This window comes from Epilithonimonas sp. UC225_85, assembly GCF_042695135.1.
Taxonomy (GTDB): Bacteria; Bacteroidota; Bacteroidia; order Flavobacteriales; family Weeksellaceae; genus Epilithonimonas.
Genome location: NZ_CP170547.1, coordinates 1,781,700 through 1,803,279 on the forward strand (window position 1 = coordinate 1,781,700; position 21,580 = coordinate 1,803,279).

The following is a 21,580-nucleotide window of genomic DNA, read 5'->3' on the forward strand; positions in this document are numbered from 1 at the left end:
TCATTTGTCAGCGTTTAACATGATGTCTTTTACATATAAAGTGACTCCGAAATGGATGGCTTATGTAGAGTTGCAGACGAGATCCAGAAAGGATTACTCTGTCATCGATTATTATGAAACGAAAGGTGGCATTGGTTATAATATCACAAAAAACAATCAGATTTTTGTTGGCCTTGGACGTTACGGGACTTATGAAAAAATGAAGATCTCACAGGAGGAATTCAGGCTTTGGCTGCAATATACTTTCACGCAGAGAGTCGGAAAATTGAAACTTGATCACAGGGGCAGGGCAGAGCAGCGTTATTTCTACGCCAGCCAAACAGGTGAACATACCAAGGCGAACCGTTTCCGTTACAGATTGAGTGCCACATTACCAATTAATAAGGATAAGGTACAGGAAGAGACGTTTTTCGTGAATGCTTTTGAGGAAGTTTTTGTGGGGCCGGAAGATCCAGAATTTAAACGTAACAGGACGTTTGCAGGTTTTGGTTATCAGTTCAACCATTATGTTTCATCGACTGCCGGATATATGTTCCAAAGGGATTTTGCGGCGAAAGGTAATACCAATCTGCATTTTATTTATTTTGCCCTCAACTTTACAATTGATAATACGGATAATGAAAAGGATATTGTGATCCCTATGGTAGATTAAAAAATTCTCTCAGATTTAGCAAATTCAGCAGATTTAAAATCTGCCTGATCTGCTGAATCTGCGAGAAATAAGTTTTTAATATTTCTCTATCAGATAGAGATAGGCTTTCAGATATTTGTTAAACCGTTTCAGATCTTTTTCTTCTAATAAAGTGGTGCATCTTGTGAGATCCATATTATCACGAAGATCATTAAGCTTTACGGCAACTGCCAATGGACTTTTCTCGATCCTTGCAACAAAAGCATCATAGTCGATGTGTTCTTCTTCACGTTTTGTAAGACTTTCCACAGCTTCCAGAATATAATCGGGGAAACCTTTTTCTTTCAGATATTCCAAGGAGAATTCTGGGTGATCTTCTACAACATCGTGGAGAACGCCGACGATCTTTTCATCGATGGTTTTTCCGGCATTCATCACTCGGAAAACGTGTCCCAGGTAAGGTGCGTCGTATTTGTCGGTTTGTTTTTTGTGTGCTTTGGTCGCTATTTTTATGGCTTTGTAGAGTAGTTCGTGTGTGGACATTTATTGATTATGTTTTTAATAATTGTGTTTTTTATTTTTACTTCCCTTTCAACTCATCAAACAACCTTTCCAAAGAATGAAGATCAGAGATCAAAACCTCTCTAGCCTTCGCACCGTTGAATCCGCCAACTACGCCAGCCGCTTCCAACTGATCCATAATTCTTCCGGCTCTGTTGTATCCCAATTTTAATTGTCTTTGAAGCATAGACGTAGATCCTTGTTGTGTAGAAATAACAATTCTTGCTGCATCTTCAAACAGCTGATCTTTTTCGTTTGGATCAAAAGCGCCTACTGTTGAAGTTCCTTCTTCACTGGAATATTCAGGGAGAAGATAAGCGTCCGGATAACCCTTTTGCTCGCCGACAAATTCTGCAATTCTTTCCACTTCCGGTGTATCTACAAATGCACATTGCAAACGCGTCAAATCATTTCCGTTAAAGTAAAGCATATCACCACGACCAACCAATTGTTCAGCACCAGGCGAATCCAAAATAGTTTTGGAGTCAACCCCGGAAATTACACGAAACGCAATTCTCGCAGGGAAATTCGCTTTGATCATACCTGTAATTACGTTTACAGATGGTCTTTGTGTTGCCACAATCAAGTGGATCCCAATGGCTCTCGCCAGCTGAGCCAGACGTGCGATTGGATGTTCAACTTCTTTTCCGGCAGTCATAATAAGATCCGCAAACTCATCAACTACCAAAACGATGTAAGGTAAATATCGGTGTCCGTTTTCAGGATTCAGTTTTCTCTGAGAGAATTTGGCGTTGTATTCCTTGATGTTTTTACAGAAAGCATTTTTCAAAAGATCATAACGCTGATCCATTTCGATACAAAGCGAGTTCAGTGTATTGATTACTTTCGCATTGTCTGTAATGATCGCATCTTCCGTATCAGGAAGTTTTGCCAGATAATGCCTTTCGATTTTTGAATATAAAGAAAGCTCTACCTTCTTCGGATCTACCATCACGAATTTTAGTTCGCTAGGGTGTTTCTTATATATTAAAGAAGTAAGAATTGCATTAATACCAACAGATTTCCCTTGTCCGGTTGCTCCAGCCATAAGTAAGTGAGGCATTTTTGCAAGATCGGCTACGAAAACTTCATTAGAAATGGTCTTTCCGAAAACAATTGGTAGATCCATATCAGCCGTTTGGAATTTCGGAGACGCAATTACCGATTTCATAGAAACCATAGTCGGGTTTTTTCTTGGAACCTCGATTCCAATCGTTCCTTTTCCTGGCATTGGCGCAATGATTCTGATTCCCAATGCAGAAAGATTTAAAGCAATATCATCCTGTAATTTTTTGATTGCAGAAACCCGAATTCCCGCTTCCGGAACAATTTCGTAAAGAGTCACAGTTGGACCAATCGTCGCTTTGATCTCAGAAATACCAACGTTGAAGGTTTTCAGCAAGCCAACAATTCGGTTTTTATTTTCTTCAAGTTCGTCGTGGTTAATTGTGATTTCCTCGTTTCCATAATCTTTCAAAAGATCTACGGACGGCATTTGGAATTTGGCAAGATCTAATTTATGATCATATAATCCGTGTTTGCTTACAAGATCGTCGGATTTTTGCTGTTCTGCATTTGGAACATAGACTTCCTCTTTTTTGACTTCAATATTAAGCGTGATATCGTCGGCAGGTTTAACAGCAGGAGTCTCTATAATTGGTTTTTGAACCGGAGTTTCAGTCGATAAAACAATTTGCTCTGGCTGAATTTCCTTAATCTCTTCAACAAAAGTTGTTTTATTAGGTGTTTTGATTGGTTCAAAATCCTGAGTCACTTTGATATTACTGAAATCATTGTCTGTTTTAACGGGCGTTTCGGTAATGTTCAATTTTTCAGGTGAAACTTCGTTTGCTAAATCTTCATCGGCCTCGAATTCTTCTTCAGAATCCGGCATCAAACCTTTCAGTTTGCCGAAAGTATTGTCATTAATGTCATTCAGTTTGTTCTTGATAGAACTTGGTCTAAGATTAAATTCTAAAACGAAATACAATGCAAAACTTACCAAAAGTACCATCCAAAGCCCAACAGAACCGATGTATGATTTTAGATAATCCATAATCTGATAACCGTAAACACCGCCCAAAACGCCTTCGCCACCAGTTACAGCACCAAAAAAAATTGGCGTCCAGCAGATGAAAAATAAGCTGTGCGAAATGGTTTTCCAGGGCTTAAAATAAGTTTTTTTAAATATCAGAGTTCCAAAAACCAAAAATAAAAATGCCACAACAAACGCTGCAACACCAATACTTTCAAAAATAAAAAGATTTCCCAGCCAATCACCTATCTTACCAAAAAGATTGGAAGATACCACAGTTTTATCCGCCATAGTTCCGGCCTGGCTTTGGTCGGCTTTCCAGTTCATCAGATACGAAACGAAGGAAAACGTCAAAACTACTGATAATACGATGAACGTAATACCGGAAATGATTCGGGGTTTGGAGATGATTTTGCTTGCTGCAGTGGAAGTATTTGGTTCTTTATTCATTTTAAAAATCGACAATAGATGCAAATTTAATGTTTTTTATCAGTCATATAAATTGTTGAGACATATTTTTAAATTATTTAAAACAATAAAGAATTTAGCATTCTAATTTTCAGTCAAAAAAGCTTATTAAGAACCTTTCAAAATAATGCGGCTGGCTTTTAAAATGACAAAAAACAGTTTTTTTTGATGCCTTTGTGGTTTATCATCCTTATTTTTGCAGATCATTATATTTCAAATGAAAAAGATCCAGGATATTCTTATTTCTACGCGGACAATGGCTGTTCTATTGCTTGTTTTCGCATTTTCTATGGCTTATGCTACTTTTCTCGAAAACGATTACGGAACGCCAACTGCCAAAGCACTCATCTACGAAGCCAAATGGTTTGAAGCCATTATGTTTTTGCTGATTCTCAATTTTATTGGAAATATTGGCAGGTACAGACTTTGGAGAAAAGAAAAATGGTCGGTTTTGGTTTTTCACTTAGCTTTTATTTTAATCTTTATCGGAGGAGCAATCACCCGTTATATCAGCTTTGAAGGTACAATGCACATCCGTGAAGGCGAAACCAATAATGAGATCGTAACCGATAAACATTTCTTCAAAATCAAGATCGAGGAAAAAGGGGAGCAGCAAAATTATCACGACGTTCCTTATCTGATGTCGCCGCTTCACCACGATTTCCAGGCAACTTATGATTTCTTAGGAAAAGAAAAAATCGTTGTCAAAACTTTGGATTATATTCAGAGAAAAAAAGACAGTCTGGCGGTTGGAGCAGGGAAAGAATATCTGCATCTGGTTTCTACAGGCGATATGGGCGGGCGACAAAATATTTATCTGGCAGAAGGCGATGTTCAGAATATCAACGGAACTCTGGTAAGTTATAACAGAACTTCAATTGAAGGCGCGGTAGAATTCCAAAAGAAAGATGGACAGCTTTACATTAAAACACCAGTCGATGGCGCTTTTATGACAATGGCAACCAAAGCAACCGGAACCACTAAGAAAGATGAGTTCCAGCCTTTGGCTTTAAGAAGTCTTTATACGATCGATCAATTAAAACTGGTAATTCCGGAAGGAACAAAACAAGGGAAATTGGTACATTACGAAGGTGATAAACAAAAAGATAAAGATGTTCCGGACTTATTAAAAGTAGAAGTTGCCGGACCGAAAACAAAACAAATCGTAGATCTTGTGGTAGAAAAAGGAAATCCTAATAATTACAAGCAAATTCATATTGATGGCTTGGATGTGATGTTGGGATTCGGACCGAAGATTTACTTTACGCAGCCTTTCAGTCTCAAATTAGACAAATTCGTGATGGAAACTTATCCGGGAAGTTCTTCGCCATCCGCTTATGAATCTCATATCCAGATTATTGACAACGGAAAACAAACACCGTTCAAGATCTATATGAATCACGTTCTTAACTACGACGGTTACAGATTCTTCCAGGCAAGTTTTGATCCCGACAGAAAGGGAACTGTTCTTTCTGTAAACCACGATTTCTGGGGAACTAATATTAGTTATATCGGTTATGCATTTTTATTTATCGGGATGTTTGTGACAATGTTCTGGAAAGGTTCAAGATTCTGGACCCTTAATCAAATGCTGAAAAACGTGAGTAAGAAAAAAGTAATTTCTGTTCTTTTAGTTCTGTTAAGTTTCGGAATCAATGCTCAGGAAATTGATATGCACGGGAAAGACGGCAGCCACGATGGCCATTCTCACTCCGAAGCAAAACCAACGTCTCCGAACAGAAATCCTGAGATTCTGGATGCGGATGCAATGGTGAAAAACATTGAAATCAGCAAAGAACACGCAGACAAATTCGCTTATCTTTTGGTGCAGAATTATGAAGGCCGAATCGTTCCTTCAAATTCTCAAGCAATTGATATCCTTAGAAAACTAACGAAACACGACAAGTTTCAGGATCTTGATGCCAACCAATGGTTTTTGGCAGTAACCATCGATCCAATGTTCTGGGCTCAGGTCAACATCATCAAAGTCGGAACCGGCGGAGGCGACGAACTGAAAAAGAAAACCAAAGCCAATGATGAAGGTTTTACAAGCTTGATCAAATTATTCCCCGCAGATGCAAACGGTAATCTCCGTTTCGTTTTAGAAGACGATTATAACACCGCTTTCCGTAAAAAACCAACAGAGCAAACCAAATATGACAAAGAAGTAATCGCTGTCAACGACCGTGTTCAGGTGATGAATGGTATTATGTCTTATCAATATTTCCGCACGATTCCGGTGAAAAATGATTCCAATCACACATGGAGTTCTGTAATGACGCCGACGTTTGAAGCGGATGAAAATGCGCAGGCAGTTTTAGGACCCTATTTGTCAAGTGTTTTAATGGCAACGCAGGGCGGAAGCTGGGCAAAAGCTGATGCTGAACTTAAGAAAGTGGAGGATTATCAGCAAAAATGGGGAAAAAATGTTGTTCCTGCTGAAAACAAAGTGAAACTGGAAGTTTTACTGAACAAACTGGATATCAACTTCAAGCTGTTGATTTTCTACACGATCATCGGCGGATTATTATTGATCTTAGGATTTACGGAATTGTTCAAACCGAGTAAGATTCTTAATAAGATTATCAAAGGAATTATTTATTTTGGAGCAATCGGGTATATCTTACATTTCTTGGGATTGATCGCCAGATGGTATATTTCCGGTCACGCCCCTTGGAGCAATGGTTATGAAGCGATTATTTTCATTTCATGGGTCGGGATTTCCGCAGGATTTATGTTTTATTTTGGATTTACGAAACCTAATTTAGGACAAAGAACACTTTTGGCGACATCTAAATTATTAAATGGAAGCACTTCAAATGCCCTGATTCCTGCAGCCGGATTTATGGTAGCAGTGATTATGATGGGATTTGCACACGGCGGAGCAGCTTTGGACCCACAGATCACGCCGCTGGTTCCGGTTCTGAAATCTTACTGGCTCATCGTTCACGTAGCGATTATCACATCCAGTTACGGTTTCTTCTCTTTATCAATGTTGATCGCGATGATCTCTTTGATTTTCTACATCATTGCCAACAAAGAAACATTCAAAAAACATAATGATACGACTCTGAAAGAGTTAACCATCGTCAGCGAAATGTCCCTTAATATCGGACTTTTAGCTTTAACGATCGGGAATTTCCTTGGCGGAATTTGGGCGAATGAATCGTGGGGACGTTACTGGAGCTGGGATCCGAAAGAAACATGGGCGTTCATCTCTATTATGGTTTACGCCTTTGTGATCCACATGAGATTGGTTCCGGGACTCAGAGGACGATACACATTCCACGTCGTTACGATGTTCGCATTTTGCTCAATGGTGATGACCTATTTTGGGGTGAATTATTACCTGACTGGTCTGCATTCCTACGCAAAAGGAGATCCGGTTCCTGTGCCGCTTTGGGTTTATATCAGTTTGGCTTATATGATTTTACTGTCAGTTGCTGCCTGGTTCAAGTACAAAAAACTGCATAATGATCTTCATATCAAAAAAGATGAAAGAACACAGGTTGAACCATAACGTTTAATCTCTAATAAATAAAAAGATCAGTCTGGATTTTCAGGCTGATCTTTTTATTACAAATATGTTAGCTTCAATAAACTTTAATATAATTTCTAGTCAGAATAAGAATTTTCGAAAAACACCGAAAGGGGTAGGTTGGGTAAGTTGAGCTTTGTAGTTATGACCTTTAATTAAGCTCAATTAACTGACAAAAATACAGTTGACGGTTATAATATTTACATTGACTGTACTATTTCTGACACTGACTTTGTCAAATCCATAACTGACTTTATCAAATCCATCATTGATTATGCCGAATCCATCATTAGTTATGCCAAATCTATCAGTTGATTTTGCAATTCCATTGTTGACTTTGCTAAATCCATCATTGGTTATGCAGAATCCATTAATGACTTTACTTAAGTTAATTATGAATTTTGAAGTTTAATCTTGCAATCAACTTAAACTGAATAATAGCCAAACCTATTTCAAAAACTTCCGAATATAAACCTCTCTCTGCTCTTCCGAAATTCCCAAAACCTGATAAATATAATTATCCATCGATCCATACTTTTTATCAATCTCATCAAAAGCAGCCTGCAGATATGGGCGTTCTATCCAGCTGGTTTTTTCTAATACGCCAATATCAAGTTTAGGATAAACAAAATGAAGATCATTAGCCAGATTCAGCCTTTGATCAATGACTTTTTTCCGAAGGTCATTTGACAAAAGATACTCTTCAAAAATAACATCGTTATCGAATTTCAAAATTTTCAGAATCAAGGCTGTGATCATCCCCGTTCTGTCTTTTCCCGCCGTACAATGGTAGAGTACAGGCTGTTCGGAATCCAGAATTTCTGAAACGATTTTCTTAATAACTTCCGGGTTTTCCGAAACATAATCCGTATAGAATCTCAGCATTCTCTTATCTGCATCGCTTTTACTTATTTTTCCTTTAAGAGCAAGTTTTCTGGCATTTGCCATCTCATCACTTTTATCTTCAAAAGCCGGATAGTTTTCGTAAGTAATATCACCCGGTAAATGATCATTGGCTTTTGCAACTTCCTGCTTCGTTCTCAGATCAATCACTTTTTTGATTTTAAGACTTTCAAACTCGTCAAAAGACCTTGATTTTAATTGATGAAGATTTGCACTTCTGTAGATCAGACTGTCTTTCAATATTTTCCCTTCAGAGTTCCTAATTCCGCCAAGAAATCTAAAGTTATTTACTTTATTAATCTCAATGTGATTTTTAGTTGTTAAATCAGAAAATTCCGGTTGAGAAGTAACGTGGGTTTTACAGGAAACAGCGATTAAACAGATTATTAAAACTTGAAAATACTTCATGAGAGTAAAACGGTTTCTCAAAGCTAAATATTTTATAGCTAATATTCTTCTTACTTGGAGAAAATAAGCTTCTACAGTCGGTTTTGTTCATCTGTTTTTTTGCCTGCTTTTGCTTCTTTCACTTTCTGATTTCCAAAATAATATTTAAGATTGATCATAACATACTGCGTGTCCCGGTAATCCTTAAAATATTGATTTTGGTCTGCGTAATTTGTAGAAATAGTATTCTTATTGGTTTTGAAAATATCATTGAAAACCAATCCTGCTTCCAGACGTTTACTGAACATTTTTTTATTCAGAATGATATTGGTATTCTGCGAAGAACTGATATCAAAAGAACCTTGTATGGTTTTAGAATTATAAACGTAACTCAAATTCAGATCCCAGGTTTTTGCTTTATCCAGAGTGATTTGCGTGGAAATATTAGCATTATAAAAGAAAACATCATTCTTATAAAGTATCTGATCCGTTCCGATGAAATAATTCTCCTGATATTCTCCCATTGCAAAAATGTTCAGTTTCCACAGTGGCGTTATTTCAAAACTTTTTGAGACGTTAGCGCCCATATTTTTTCCGTGATCGATATTGGTGAAATTATAAACAGTCTCAAAAGTCTCCGGATTCTGAACAGAGATCTCCATCGAAGGTGTTTTTATGTAGCTGAAATATGTTTCGAAGTTCCAGTTTTTAATGGTGTATGTCAAACTCAGATTATGAATGATTGTTGATTTCAGATAAGCATCGCCCTGGAAATAAGAATATAGGTTGTAGTAGGATTTGGACGGATTCAGGAAATCGTAATTGGGTCTGTCGATCCTTTTTCCGTAAGAAAATCCCAGCTGCTGATCATCATTAATATTGTACATCGCATAAAATGTAGGGAAAAGCGAAGTTTTGTTCGTGTTGTTTTCTACGGTTGGATTGTTGGATTTTGTATTAATGACAGTTGTTTCCGAACGTAACCCGGCTTTCACTTCCCATTTTTTCCATTTGTATTCAGAAGAGATATAAGCGGCAAAAATATTTTCCTTGTAATCAAATACATTGCTTTTCGAAGGGTTTAAAATTAAGGATTCAGTTGTTCCGTCGAAGAACTTCAGGTCGTTTTTATTATTTACGAAACTGTACTTGGCTCCACTTTCCAGTGTGAATTTTTCTTTTGATAACCGATAATCCAATTGTGAAGAATAAAGCGAGATATTCTGAATATTGTTGCTGCCAAAGCGATTGTAATTTTCCGGCTGACCGGCAAAATTAAGCTGCGTTCCGATATCCTGATTTTCCTTATATTTTTTGGTGCTGAAGTTATTGGTCCACGTCAAATTATTCTCTCCAAATTTTTTATCATAAACCAAATAAGCATTGAAACTATTATCAAACTGATTTTTCTGATTGGATGTTAAATAATTGGACTGTATTGTATTGTTTTCTGTATTGTAAATATTGGTTGGAACCTTGTAATGTCCGTTATTATCCGGCGCATTATAACCATCAAAACCAAACTGAACGGTTGACAGACTATCCAGGCTGTATTGTCCTGCAAAATTATAAATATGCTGTTCGTGGGCGTGGGTTTTCCTGGTCATATTGCTTTCCCAGCGGGTTTTGTCTTTCTCAAATGTTACTACATCAAAGTTTTTCCGGACATAATCGCCGGTTACAAAATTGTAATTTCCGCTCAATTGCCACTTCCCTGAGTTATAGGACTGCGACGTTCCAATCATTCCTTTGGCATAGATCGACTGATGATATCTCGTGGAAATCCTTCCTTTGTAGCCGGAAAGTATGTTTTGTTTCATTTTAATATTAATAATGGCGCTTCCTTGTGCATCATATTTCGCAGGTGGATTAGTGATGACTTCTACGGACGAAATGTTGCTTCCATCGGTATTTTCAAGGAGTTGTTTCAGTTGTTCCTGAGTCATCAAGGTTTTTTTATCATTAATGGTCACGATGATCTGTGAATTCCCGCGGACACTCAATTCTTCATTTTTAACTAAGACATTTGGTGTGCTTTTCAGGATGTCCCATGCATTCAGATTTTGGAGCGGCGTTTTATCAATATTAAATTCCAGACGGTCTATTTTTCTCTTTAACAAAGGTTTATTCGCTTTGATTGTTACAGTTTCTATGGTGTTCAAACTGTCTTTTTTAAGGATAATATTCAGTGACAATTCACTTTCCTCCAACGTAATTTCATAATCCCGGTAGCCGGATTTTTTTACAGATAATGAAACCGGAAAGGTCGTAATTCCTTCGATACTAAAATCTCCCTTCTCATCAGAATAGAAATTTTTATTTTCATTAATCTGAATGAGGCTTCCGGAAACAGGTTCCTGTTTTTCATTTTCGATATGTCCTTTGATGGTCTGGCTCCAAATCAGAATTGGGAATATGAGTAAAATTGTCGTGTATAGTTTCATTTCAAATAATTTTCTCCAAAATTGAGACAGTTTGCAGCTTAGTTTTGTTAATGAAGGGTTAATGGACGGTTAATGGTGATTTAGAAAGAAATTAGATTGTATTTTTGAAACATGAATCGGAAGAAAAACATAACGGTCATTTTGTTCACCTTCAGCCTGATAGTTCTGGTTGTGTTACAGACATATTATATTTACAACTCTTATCGATTGGAGGAAAAGGACCTGAACCGTCAGGCAAGAATGATTGCCGACAAAGTGATGGATCAAATGGAGAAATATGAGACGGATTCCCACGATGAGAAGCTGATTGGTGATTTTGAACGGATCAAGAAAGGCATAAAAATCCAGAAGGAGAAGATCATTTTTCCGGAAAAAGTATATCCCTCCGAAGCTTTATACAGCGAGAAAATGGAAAAGTTATTGAAGGAAAATGTCAAAGATTCCGGTTTTGAAATTGCTATGAAAAATGAGATCTACTCAGTTTTTGATGAAGTGCAGCGTAAAGAACTACTTCCGAAACACAGATCGATCATTTTATTCCAGACTGCCAAAAAAATCACGAAACCTAATCTCATCAATGAAAGCAAATGGTCCAGCCACCAATCCAAAGAAAATACAGATATTAATCTTAATGAAAAATATTTTTACAAAATCCAGTCAAAATCAAATTATCAACTGCTGAATATCGAGTTTCTGATATTTAAAAAAATAATCCCGCTCATTATCATCAGTTTACTGATTGTCGTTTTGATTGTTTATTTGTTTTGGAACAGTGTTAAGAATCTCAATCGACAGGAAAAGAAAATATCGCAGCTTCACACAACAATTGATTCCATTGCACACGAACTGAACACACCAATTACGACTTTGAAATTTTCCATCGTACAAACTTCGGATTCGGAGACAAAAACTTTGCTGGAACGTCAAATTAAACGGTTAGAGAATATTGTAAAATCCATTCATCATTCGGATTCCGAAGATATTTTGATTAACAAAAATGAAATTGCAAATTACTTTTCAGACCTTCAGAAAACGTATAGTCAAATCAATTTTAATATTAATCTGGATCTGTCTGAAAATAGAATTCTTCGTCAAAATGATTTTAAACAGATAATGGATAATCTGATCGATAATTCAGTAAAATACGGAGCAGAAAACCTAAATATTTCACTCGATAATAATTTCGAAATGGAAATTTCTGATGATGGCATTGGAATTCCGAAAGAGGATCAGAAACATATTTTTGACAAATATTACAGAGTTGAGAGATCCGAAAATATGAATATTAATGGTTTGGGAGTCGGACTCTATCTGGTCAAAACTATAATTGATAAGTACAAAGGAAAGATTTCCGTAAAATCCAATTTCGGAAAAGGTGTAACTTTTAAAATCCAGATTCCGAATGAAAACTAAAATCCTTTTGGTAGAAGATGATCCGGACTTGGGAATGGTTCTGAAACAGTATCTGGAATTCTCAGATTTTGAAGTAATGTGGATTTCGAATCCGAACGAAATTTTGAATAATAAAGAGATCGTAAAAGATCATCAATTGGCAATTCTGGATGTTATGCTTCCTGTAATGGATGGGTTTGTGCTGTCTAAAGAAATAAGGAAAACATCTGACATTCCGTTTCTTTTTTTAACAGCGAAAGGGCAGAGTATTGATAAGATTTTAGGCCTGAAACTGGGCGCAGATGATTACATTACCAAACCGTGTGAGCCGGAGGAATTGATTTTAAGGATCAGAAACATCCTCAAAAGACAGCAGAATTCGATAAAGGCTGTTATCAAAATTGGTCATTATTCCTTCATTCCAACACAGTTTCAGCTGAAATTTGAAAATGAAACTTTTCAGTTGACCGAGAAAGAATCTGAGTTGTTGCTTTTGCTTTCTGATAACAATCACAAGATCATTAACAGAAAAGAAATATTGGAAAATCTCTGGGGCGAAAACGATTATTTCCTTGGAAGAAGCCTGGATGTTTTTATGACAAGACTTAGGAAATATCTGCAAAAAGACAGCAGGATAAAATTTGAATCCGTTCGCGGAATCGGATTTAAGGTCGAATATCCGAACTGAAAAAGAGCTTATAAACTAGTTTAATGAAAAATTCCCGCTTATTTCTAAACGGGAATTTGAATTATCATAAATAAAAAATCTTACTGTTTTACAATTTTCTGAGTAGAAGATTTTCCGTCTGCAAAATCTATTTTCATCAGATAGACGCCCGATGGCAATTTGGAAACGTCTATTTTCGAAGAACTGTTTTCAAATAACTGTTTTCCATCTGTGGAAAAAACGGTCACTTTATTCACTTTAGAAGAAGTATTAATGTTGACGAAATCTTTTGTAGGATTCGGATAAACCGATACTTTTGAGAGAGATGTTTCATCGGTACCTAAAGATTTGATTACAGTAGAGTAAATAGGACCTCTCCAGATGCTGTTGAGATCACTTGTGCATTTTGATTTCACATACATTTCGTAAAGCCAGTTTTTTGTCAGATCACCTTGAGAATCTGCCGGCGTGTTTTCAATCTGATGCGAGAATTCATAATCCGGTGTATAAACTGATTTTCTGCTCCAGATGGTTTCCCATTGGGTAGAATTCCCGTTTTCTTTCCAGGCGATACTAACAGTTGGTCCAACCTGACTTGTAATTTTAAAATCACTCGGTTCTGCACAGATGATCTGTCCGCTTGCACTATTCTGGAGATACATAGAGATCGGGAAATAACCTTGACCTGCAGCAAACACAGCTGTTGGTACATTTAGTTTGATGGTATGTGTTCCTGCAGAAAGATTTCCAAGATTCACTTCGCGATTAGGAATGGCATCACCGGGACACCAGTTGTTCCAGGATACCCAGCCTCTTAAAGTTTTGGGAGTGGTTCCATAGATCCCGTTGCCTTGGGTGTTGTATTTTCTGTAATCTTCGCAGTTTTTTCCACCTGGTTCGTATTCATAAACCAATTGATCATCAAGATAAACGTAATGTACTCTCCTCACGTATTCTTCTCCGGAAGAATTGGAACCGTGATTGGATGTTGTCAAATGTAAAACAGCATTTTGAACCGGCTGATCCAATGTGAAAGTTACAATTCTTGTTGTTTGCCCGGGAACATCCGTCGCATTGTAATTATTCAGATTGTCGCGGTAAGAAAGTGGCAACAGGAAGTTTTGTGCTGATGTTGCTGTTCCGGTGGAAACAAATTCAAGATTTCCGCGGAAGACGTCCGTTCTGTCTGCGCAACCGGCAACCTGAGTGTTTGCGGCTGCAGAATATCCATCTGCCCGGAACTCGATCCAGAAATCATAATTAGCCGATAAAGCAGAATCGTGAAGGATGTTAGAAATGTTATCAACTTTATAGCTGTAAGGAACTTCCGTTGGTGAAACATTCTTATTCATAAACGGTGTGATGAATCTTCCTATTTCGATACGTTTGATATCGGTTTGATTAAAGGTATATGTCGTACTTCCCTTGGGAACAAGAACCAGATTGACACCGGCAATTCTGTCGTAATTATCGCAGGCAGCCTTCAAAGTAATGTTCATTGTAACGCTGGTTCCGATTGTTGCAATTTCTGCATCTGTCAGTTTTCTGGAGATGATGTCCTGCTCATAAGCGTGCAACCGGATTGCGCCGGCCGGGATTTGAGAATAAGCTTCCGCAGGCATTGTTTCTCCGGCTCCCAGATAGTGATACATACTATAAAATGGAACGTCATTGAAAACCGTTACATTCTGAGCAAAAAAAAGCGAATTTGTAAACAGTCCTGCAATTGCAAAAAATAGTTTTTTCTTCATATTTAGATTTATTATTCTAACAAATTTAACAAAATGTTTATTAATAATGGTCTTTTATTGTGAAGTATCTAAGATTTAGTTTTAATAATTAATGAATGATTAATGTTGAAATTCAGTTTGTACAGTTTTATAAAAAGCCTATCTTTAAGGAAAATAAATTAATTATGCCACTTACAATTTTAGGAGTTATAATATTTTTTGGACTAATTGTCCTTTTCGCGTCATTCTTCACGGTTAAACAGGAAACTGCTGCGCTTGTAGAGCGTTTGGGCAAATTCCATTCTGCAAGACACGCTGGTTTGCATTTGAAAATTCCATTTATTGATCAGATTTCCAAAAGAATGAATCTTCGGATCCAACAATTGGATGTTTTGATTGATACAAAAACACTGGATAATGTTTTCGTTAAAATGAAAATTTCTGTACAGTTTCAGGTCATCAGAACGCAGGTTGCAGATGCATTTTATCGATTGGAAAGTCCGCATGACCAGATTACTTCTTACGTTTTTGATGTCGTAAGGGCAGAAGTTCCGAAACTGAAACTTGATGATGTTTTCCTTAAAAAAGATGATATCGCAGTGGCGGTAAAAGCAGAATTGCAGGAAGCAATGCAGAGTTATGGCTATGATATTATCAAAGCTTTGGTAACGGATATTGATCCTGATGATCAGGTAAAACATGCAATGAACAGAATCAACGCCGCAGAACGTGAAAAAACTGCCGCAGAATATGAATCCGAAGCACAAAGAATCAGAATCGTTGCAGTTGCAAAAGCCGAGGCTGAATCTAAAAAATTACAAGGACAAGGTATTGCAGATCAACGTAGAGAAATTGCAAAAGGTCTGGAAGAATCTGTAAAAATGCTAAATGCAGCCGGAATCAGTGCGCACGAAGCTTCAGCTCTTATTGTTGTAACTCAGCATTATGATACTTTACATTCCATTGGAGCCAATAATCGCTCCAACTTGGTATTGCTGCCCAATTCGCCAACCGCCGCAAGTTCTCTACTGAATGATTTAGTAACTTCTATGGCTGTTTCGAAAAAAATCGAGGATAACATTTAATATTTTAATCAAAATTCAATTTTATATTTTAAAGTCCGTTTATTCGGACTTTTTTATTAGAAATGATTTTGTAACTAAAATCTATTTTGACAGACTATTTAAAAAATTAATAAATGGAAAAAATTCTGGAAGTCAAAAACTTAACCAAGAAATTTAAACAAATTGCGGTTAATAATATTTCCTTCGATGTGGAGAAAGGAAATGTTTACGGTCTTTTGGGACCAAACGGAAGCGGGAAATCCACGACATTCGGGATGCTGCTTTCCACGATCAATCCAACTTCAGGAAACTGGAAATGGTTTGGAAAAGAAGGAACGGATACCAATACTTTGAAGAAAATTGGAGCCATTATCGAGCAGCCGAACTTTTACCCTTACCTCAGTGCTGAAAAAAATCTCGAAATTGTTGCAACCATCAAAGGTGTTCCGTATCAAAGAATTGATCAGGTTTTGGAGACCGTTAAGCTTTTAGAAAGAAAAAAAGATGCTTTCTCGACTTACTCATTAGGAATGAAACAACGTCTGGCAATCGCTTCTGCTTTGCTGGCGAATCCTGAAGTTCTGATTCTTGATGAACCCACAAATGGTCTTGATCCGGAAGGGATTATCCAGATAAGAGATATTATTAATGCTATTGCGAAGTCCGGAACAACAATTATTGTCGCAAGCCACCTTTTGGACGAGATCGAGAAAATCTGCAGCCACGTTATCGTTCTGAAGCACGGAACAGCAATCTATTCCGGTTCTGTAGATGCAATGAGCAATACAAAAGGCTTTTTTGAATTGAAGTCTGATGATTCTGTTGCCTTGATATCAGCTTTGAATAGTTTGAATATTTTCTCAAGTGTGAAAGAAAAAGATCAATTGGTGATTGCTCAGATCTCAGTAGATATTTCGGCTTCGGAGCTTAATAAAAAATTATTCGAAAAAGGAATATTCTTATCTCACTTGATGAAGAAAAAAGAAAGCCTTGAAACCCAATTCCTAGAACTTGTAAAACAATCCAACTCATGATAAGACTATTAAAATTAGAATATCTTAAAAATCTGAATTACAGACCGTTTAAAATATTTGCAGGGATTTATTTTGTAATTTTGATTGCATTATTATTTATTGGATTGGTCGATTTTGATATTTTAGGACTCAAAATTAATCTGAAAGAACAAGGGATGTATAACTTTCCCGGTGTTTGGAATTTTACAACTTACATTGTCGGATTACTAAAAATATTCTTAGGTTGTATTATTGTTTTTTCGATTTGCCAGGAGTTTAGCAACCGAATGTTCAAGCAAAATCTAATTGATGGATTGAGCCGGGAAGAATTTATATTTTCGAAGATTTTGACCATTTTGGTTTTTACAGGGTTTTCTACATTATTTGTTTTCGTTATTGCTTTTATTCTGGGTAAAAGTTATTCTGTGACGCAGGAAAGTGATTTGGTTTTCAAGGAGATTTATTTTATTTTTAATTATTTCTTGAAGTTGTTTACATTCTTTTCATTTTTAATGTTTTTGTCTGTACTTTTCAGAAAATCAATTTTTGTTTTTCTTGGTTTTTTTATGATATGGTTTGCAGAAGGGATTTTATCCGGGATTGAAAAGTTTTCGGTAATAAAGAATTTTGATACGAAAGATAGATCTACAATCGCTTTAAATCATACTTACTTAACCGATTTTTTACCTTTGGAAAGTATGTCTAAGTTGATTCCAAATCCGTTGGTTAGAACCAATATGGCAAAGATGTTTGGGATGCAGTTTAAATTTGAATATCCTTGGGAAAGTGTTTTAGCTTGTTTTATCTGGTCTTTGATATTTATTATGGGAAGTTATTTAATTCTTAAGAAAAAAGATTGGTAAAATTAACTTGATGTAAAGTAAGTTAATTGACTATTAAATAAATATTTATAATACTCAATTTGAAGTTAATTATAACCAAATATTTTAGAGATAAATTTAATACCTTAAACCATTGAGATTATTTTCAGTGGTTTTATTATGTTAAATGGCTTGTTAAACTGTTAAAAATTGCCTTAAATAAAGGCTTTTTCGAGTCTTATTTTTAACCCAACTTTAACTTTTAAAGTGTTGATTTTAACAATAAAACGGATAATTTTGTATCAATGAATTTTAAGTTTGCTTTAGCCTTAATCTGTATGATGATTTCACCGCAATTTCTACTTGCGCAGAAGAGTTATAATGCATTGGTTTACGAAGGTAATAAGAAATTTGATGCCAAGGAATATGATGCTTCTTCCAGCAGGTATGTTGAAGCAATTGCTGAAAAAAAAAGTGATTATACAGCGCATTACAATCTTGGAAATGCACTTTATAAAAATAAAAAATACGAAGAAGCCACTGCTGAATATCAAAAAGCTGCAAAATACACCAAAAGCAAGTATGAAAAAGCAGCTGCATTATACAATCTTGGAAATGTATCAATCCAAACCAATAATCCTGAAAAAGCGGCAGATTATTACAAGCAAGCCTTGAAACAGGATCCTTACAACGAAGCAATCCGTAAAAATTATGAGATTGCAATGCTGAAAGACAAAGAGAAAAAAGATCAGCAAAAGCAAAATCAGAATAAGGGAAAAGGAGGAGACAAGGATCAGAAAAATAAAGACCAGTCCGATAAAGGCAATCAGAAAAAAAATCAGCAAAACGGACAGGGCGATAACCAAAAAGGTGAAAACCAGGGCAAACCGAATCAGCCTAAAAAACAGGAAAACAAAATCCCGGAAGAAGCAGAAAAACAAATCTTAAAGGATATAGAAAATCGAGAAAGAGAGACTGCAAGAAGAATTTTAAATAAAAAATCCAACTCAATGCCACAAAGCAACGAGAAGGATTGGTAAATGATAAGAAAAAATTTATACATATTATTCACGTTAGCATCGGTTTTTTCCTTTGCTCAGGTTAATCTTTATTCCGAGGTTAACACACAGGAAGCACGCATAAACAGTCCTGTCACTTTCACTGTTGTCCTTGAGATTTTTGGTGAAGATCTCATCCAGGAAACACCTGTCAAACTGCCGGATCTTACAAAATTTGATTATGCAATCTCTTCCGAGCAAAATACAGTGATCGATCCTGTGAAAAAGATCAGGATCAACCAGATGGTTTATCAGTTCTCGCTAAATCCAAAGCAGACAGGAAGTATTAAAATCGGATCAGCTCTGGTAAAAATTAACGGAAAAATTTATAAAACCGAACCAATCGATATCTTTGTAAAAGAAGCAGAGAAAAAACCTCTGGCTGTTACGAATCCTGCAAAAAACATGTATCTCAATATGCAGGTTGAAGATAGGGAAGTTTATAAAGATGAGCCTGTGGTAGCTGTCCTCAAGGCTTTCTCCAGAAATATTTCCAACTTCCGGCATCTGGAACCTGCAAAGTTCGAAGCCACAAGAAATCTCGCCATCCGTTCGATTGCAAATTTTGATGAGTCGATAGAAGATTCGGAGAATAATTATTCCTCACAGGTTATTGCGATGTTTGTCATCGTGCCAAAAGTAGCTGGCGTTATGGATATTCCGTCGGTTGATGTGCCTTTTAGTAATCATAAAAGCGTTCTTGTTTCCAATAAAGTAAAAATTAATGTAAAAAAATTGCCGGAAGGTGCTCCTGAAAATTTTCGTAACGCTGTTGGGAAATACGGTGTAACAATTGAAATGATTGACAAAGGCAAGGAGAATTTTGAAATTAACAAAGCTTTTAATATTTCTGTAAAAGTCACCGGCAGCGGAAATCTTTCTCCCTCAATAGTTCCGAAAATTCTCCCATCTCCTGATTATGAGGTTTTTGAACCAAAAATTATCAATAACTCGATCGCTACAATTAACGGTATCGAAGGCGAAGTGGAAGCGCAATACGTCATCATTCCTAAAAAAAGAGGTGATCTGAAAATTACAACAGAAGACTTTTCCTATTTTGATCCAAGAGAGGAAAAATATGTAGAAGTGGGATCCAAATTTTTAGCGCTCAATGCTGTTAATTCTCAGGATATTGCAAATGCGAAAACAACCTTGCAAAAAGTCAATGAGTACACCAACAATGTTCTTGAGAAAGTGGATTCTCCAGTGATGAGCACGCAGAAGCTGAAAATAAAAGAACATAAAAAAATTAGTTGGTTGGTGATTTTTGGCAATCTTTTCATTGTGGGAATTGGCGCTTTGCTATTCATTTATTTTAACAAAAAAATCAAGGATAAGAAAAAACAGGATCTGGAAAAGAAAAAAATTGCGTCTCAACCAATTGTTACAATTGCAGAAACCGAGGCAATTCTTAGAAATAGCAACTCGCTGAACGTTATTAAATCTCAGATCAATTATCTAAATAAAATAATAAACGAGGGTGATGCTATCAGATTCTTTGAGGTATTTGAAGCTTTGAAATCCGATACAGACCAATATTGTAAATCAACATATTCCTTGGATTTCCAGGGTTATTTAAAAAATAATTTTGGACTGGCAGAGTCAGAAAAATACAATCAGTTGATTACCAAAGTTAATATCGAAAAATATTCACCTTTTTCTTCCAAAGAAAAATTGGTTGAAATTTTGAACGAAATAGAAGAACTCTATAATAAGCTTTAGGGAATTGTCAAAAATAATTCATATTTTTGCGAAATCTTTAAAATCAAAGTTATGGAATTTATAGAAGAATTTTCGATCAAAGAAACGATGACAGCCTTTATGGTTCTGTTCGCCGTTATTGATATTTTGGGATCGGTACCGATCATTGTATCATTGCGTCAAAAATTCGGAAAGATTGAAGCTGAAAAAGCAGCCATCGTTGCCGGATTATTGATGATCTCTTTTCTTTTTATTGGAAATAACATTTTAAAATTAATTGGTATAGACGTTAATTCTTTCGCTATTGCCGGGGCATTTGTGATTTTCATCATTGCAATAGAAATGATCTTGGGAATAGAACTTCATAAAACAAATCAGCCGCAGGCAGCTTCGATTGTTCCGATTGCTTTTCCGCTAATTGCCGGAGCAGGAACTTTGACAACCACTTTATCTTTAAGAGCAGAATATCACGATATTAACATTATATGCGGTATTGTGCTCAACACGATTTTGGTTTATGTCGTTTTGAGATTAGCACCCTGGATAGAGAGAAAAATGGGCGAAGGATCTTTGCAGGTTTTGCAAAAAGTTTTCGGAATTGTGCTTTTGGCCATCTCCATTAAATTATTTACTGCTAACTTTGCACAGCTATTTCAGAATTATGTACATTTTTAAATTTCCTCAGAATGAAAACATTTTATAAAGTATTCCTTGTCGTTTTTATCATTTCAATTGCAATTAGTGTTTATGCGATAGATTGGCAGGCAGGATTTATGGATGATGAGAATACAAAATTCTTATTTTCTATTTCATCCGGAATTTTAGGAATCATTGTCGTTTATATTCTCCATTTGTGGAGCAAACTGGCAGAAAAAAAATAAACAAAAAGTCCCGAATTTTCGGGACTTTTTTTATCAATCAATTTTCAAAAGTTGATTTCTCAAAAACTGAATGCTTGTTTTATTGATTTTAAACTGTGTATTCACATTATCCCATTGCGAAAGAATCTCTTCCACGATTTCGTCTTCACATTCATATTTATCTTCATCATCAAACATCACAGAAGTTGCAAAATGGATCATTTCGTCTTTGCTGATCTTATCATCCAGAAATCTATCGCAGATCTTTATTAATTCTGTTCGGGTTATGTTCATTTATTATTTTAAT

The 21,580-nt window shown here is 36.1% G+C and carries 17 protein-coding genes; 11 read left to right on the forward strand and 6 right to left on the reverse strand.

Annotated features, from left to right (window positions below; translation table 11 throughout):
- The first annotated feature begins 19 nt into the window (after window positions 1–19).
- Window positions 20–652 (forward strand): DUF2490 domain-containing protein, encoded by a 633-nt coding sequence (locus ACFJGY_RS08340; protein WP_379969968.1) that lies wholly within the window; start codon window positions 20–22, stop codon window positions 650–652.
- 75 nt (window positions 653–727) lie between these two features.
- Here the strand turns inward: ACFJGY_RS08340 and ACFJGY_RS08345 are convergent, their stop codons facing one another.
- The gene (locus ACFJGY_RS08345; protein ID WP_379969970.1) at window positions 728–1,174 is read right to left on the reverse strand and encodes a phosphohydrolase; all 447 of its coding nucleotides are present in this window, start codon (window positions 1,172–1,174) and stop codon (window positions 728–730) included.
- Between the two features lie 37 nt (window positions 1,175–1,211).
- Complete coding sequence (locus ACFJGY_RS08350) at window positions 1,212–3,677, reverse strand: DNA translocase FtsK 4TM domain-containing protein (protein ID WP_379969972.1); 2,466 nt, start codon at window positions 3,675–3,677, stop codon at window positions 1,212–1,214.
- 235 nt (window positions 3,678–3,912) lie between these two features.
- On the opposite strand from ACFJGY_RS08350, the gene ccsA reads away from it, so the two are divergent.
- Window positions 3,913–7,215: a cytochrome c biogenesis protein CcsA gene (gene ccsA, locus ACFJGY_RS08355; RefSeq protein ID WP_379969974.1), complete on the forward strand. Its 3,303-nt coding sequence runs from the start codon at window positions 3,913–3,915 to the stop codon at window positions 7,213–7,215.
- Between the two features lie 465 nt (window positions 7,216–7,680).
- Here ccsA and ACFJGY_RS08360 read toward each other — a convergent pair whose 3' ends face one another.
- On the reverse strand, window positions 7,681–8,544 hold the full coding sequence (locus ACFJGY_RS08360) for a tyrosine-protein phosphatase (RefSeq protein WP_379969977.1): 864 nt from the start codon (window positions 8,542–8,544) through the stop codon (window positions 7,681–7,683).
- A 71-nt stretch (window positions 8,545–8,615) separates the two neighbouring features.
- Window positions 8,616–10,967, reverse strand: coding sequence for an outer membrane beta-barrel family protein (locus tag ACFJGY_RS08365; protein WP_379969979.1), 2,352 nt, complete (start codon window positions 10,965–10,967; stop codon window positions 8,616–8,618).
- Between the two features lie 207 nt (window positions 10,968–11,174).
- Here ACFJGY_RS08365 and ACFJGY_RS08370 point away from each other — a divergent pair, with 207 nt between their 5' ends.
- The gene (locus tag ACFJGY_RS08370) at window positions 11,175–12,380 is read left to right on the forward strand and encodes a sensor histidine kinase (RefSeq protein ID WP_379969981.1); all 1,206 of its coding nucleotides are present in this window, start codon (window positions 11,175–11,177) and stop codon (window positions 12,378–12,380) included.
- Window positions 12,370–13,047, forward strand: a complete 678-nt coding sequence (locus ACFJGY_RS08375) for a response regulator transcription factor (protein ID WP_379969983.1) — start codon at window positions 12,370–12,372, stop codon at window positions 13,045–13,047. The genes ACFJGY_RS08370 and ACFJGY_RS08375 overlap by 11 nt, the downstream gene beginning before the upstream one ends.
- An 80-nt stretch (window positions 13,048–13,127) precedes the next feature.
- Here the strand turns inward: ACFJGY_RS08375 and ACFJGY_RS08380 are convergent, their stop codons facing one another.
- Window positions 13,128–14,777 (reverse strand): peptide-N-glycosidase F-related protein, encoded by a 1,650-nt coding sequence (locus ACFJGY_RS08380; protein WP_379969985.1) that lies wholly within the window; start codon window positions 14,775–14,777, stop codon window positions 13,128–13,130.
- A gap of 164 nt (window positions 14,778–14,941) precedes the next feature.
- Here ACFJGY_RS08380 and ACFJGY_RS08385 point away from each other — a divergent pair, with 164 nt between their 5' ends.
- From ACFJGY_RS08385 to ACFJGY_RS08415, 7 genes are all read left to right on the forward strand, one after another.
- Window positions 14,942–15,841: an SPFH domain-containing protein gene (locus tag ACFJGY_RS08385; RefSeq protein WP_379969987.1), complete on the forward strand. Its 900-nt coding sequence runs from the start codon at window positions 14,942–14,944 to the stop codon at window positions 15,839–15,841.
- Between the two features lie 113 nt (window positions 15,842–15,954).
- The gene (locus tag ACFJGY_RS08390) at window positions 15,955–16,854 is read left to right on the forward strand and encodes an ABC transporter ATP-binding protein (protein ID WP_379969989.1); all 900 of its coding nucleotides are present in this window, start codon (window positions 15,955–15,957) and stop codon (window positions 16,852–16,854) included.
- Window positions 16,851–17,696: an ABC transporter permease gene (locus tag ACFJGY_RS08395; RefSeq protein ID WP_379969991.1), complete on the forward strand. Its 846-nt coding sequence runs from the start codon at window positions 16,851–16,853 to the stop codon at window positions 17,694–17,696. Before ACFJGY_RS08390 ends, ACFJGY_RS08395 begins: the two co-directional genes overlap by 4 nt.
- Window positions 17,697–17,959: 263 nt before the next feature.
- A complete protein-coding gene (locus tag ACFJGY_RS08400) occupies window positions 17,960–18,694 on the forward strand; it encodes a tetratricopeptide repeat protein (RefSeq protein WP_379969993.1) in 735 nt (244 codons plus the stop codon).
- Window positions 18,695–20,434: a BatD family protein gene (locus ACFJGY_RS08405; protein WP_379969995.1), complete on the forward strand. Its 1,740-nt coding sequence runs from the start codon at window positions 18,695–18,697 to the stop codon at window positions 20,432–20,434.
- A 51-nt stretch (window positions 20,435–20,485) separates the two neighbouring features.
- A complete protein-coding gene (locus tag ACFJGY_RS08410) occupies window positions 20,486–21,088 on the forward strand; it encodes a MarC family protein (RefSeq protein WP_379969997.1) in 603 nt (200 codons plus the stop codon).
- An 11-nt stretch (window positions 21,089–21,099) separates the two neighbouring features.
- Window positions 21,100–21,294, forward strand: coding sequence for a hypothetical protein (locus ACFJGY_RS08415; RefSeq protein ID WP_379969999.1), 195 nt, complete (start codon window positions 21,100–21,102; stop codon window positions 21,292–21,294).
- A gap of 33 nt (window positions 21,295–21,327) precedes the next feature.
- Here the strand turns inward: ACFJGY_RS08415 and ACFJGY_RS08420 are convergent, their stop codons facing one another.
- On the reverse strand, window positions 21,328–21,567 hold the full coding sequence (locus tag ACFJGY_RS08420; RefSeq protein ID WP_379970001.1) for a hypothetical protein: 240 nt from the start codon (window positions 21,565–21,567) through the stop codon (window positions 21,328–21,330).
- Window positions 21,568–21,580 lie beyond the last annotated feature (13 nt).